This window comes from Flavobacterium luminosum, assembly GCF_023635005.1.
In the GTDB taxonomy this organism is placed as follows: Bacteria; Bacteroidota; Bacteroidia; order Flavobacteriales; family Flavobacteriaceae; genus Flavobacterium; species Flavobacterium luminosum.
This window is the reverse complement of the sequence record NZ_JAMLJM010000024.1, coordinates 1-777: the sequence shown is the minus strand read 5'-3', so window position 1 is coordinate 777 and position 777 is coordinate 1. Positions and strand designations below refer to the sequence as shown.

The 777-nt window shown below is 31.8% G+C and carries 2 protein-coding genes; both read right to left on the bottom strand.

Going from position 1 to position 777, the window contains the following annotated elements; genetic code table 11:
- Positions 1-79: 79 nt before the first annotated feature.
- On the bottom strand, positions 80-433 hold the full coding sequence (locus NAT50_RS12315; protein WP_250593521.1) for a four helix bundle protein: 354 nt from the start codon (positions 431-433) through the stop codon (positions 80-82).
- Positions 434-456: 23 nt separating this feature from the next.
- Positions 457-777, bottom strand: a 321-nt coding sequence (locus NAT50_RS12310; RefSeq protein WP_317236684.1) for a CoA transferase subunit A, incomplete at its 5' end; no start/stop codon positions are given.

Here is a 777-nt window from a genome sequence, read left to right as displayed (position 1 = left end):
TGTGCAATACGTTTTGCAATTTGATTTTTATCTAGTGCCATAATTTATTACTTGATTTGAAAATTTAATCATTTGAAAATTAATTTCTCTTAGAAGAAGAAATGATTTTCGATATAATCAAATTTATTGAATGTAATTGATCAAACAATTCTATTGTGGGATTTGGATAATATTCTGAATTTTTACAGAGTTCTAACCAATAAAACAACTCATCTGCCTCTTTTGCAGCAATTTTAAATTTATGGATAAAATCTGCTTTACTTTCAGCATTTTGTGCTTCTCTAATATTTGCTCCTATTGAAGTCCCACTTCTAAAAATTTGAGATGCCATTTCAAAACGATTAACACTTCTTATTTGTTCTGAAAAACTTATGATTTCTAATGCAAAATCAAATGTTAATTTTACAATTAAATTTTCTTTATCGTTTCTCATCTTCAAATTAAAGAATTGTCAAATTATTTTTGTCTTACTGTACGTTGCTCAATTCTTTTTTCAAATTTCTCTCCTTGGAAAATTCGGTTGACCATAATTCCCGGAATATGAATTTCATTAGGATCTAAGGTTCCTACAGGTACTAATTCTTCAACCTCGGCGATAGTGATTTTAGCTGCTCCGGCCATTGGTGCGTTGAAGTTTCGAGCCGTTCCTTTAAAGATTAGGTTTCCGGCTTCGTCGCCTTTCCAAGCTTTTACGATGGCAAAATCAGCCTTGTAAGCATGTTCTAAAACGTGCATTTTTCCGTTAAATTCACGTACTTCCTTCCCTTCGGCTACTTC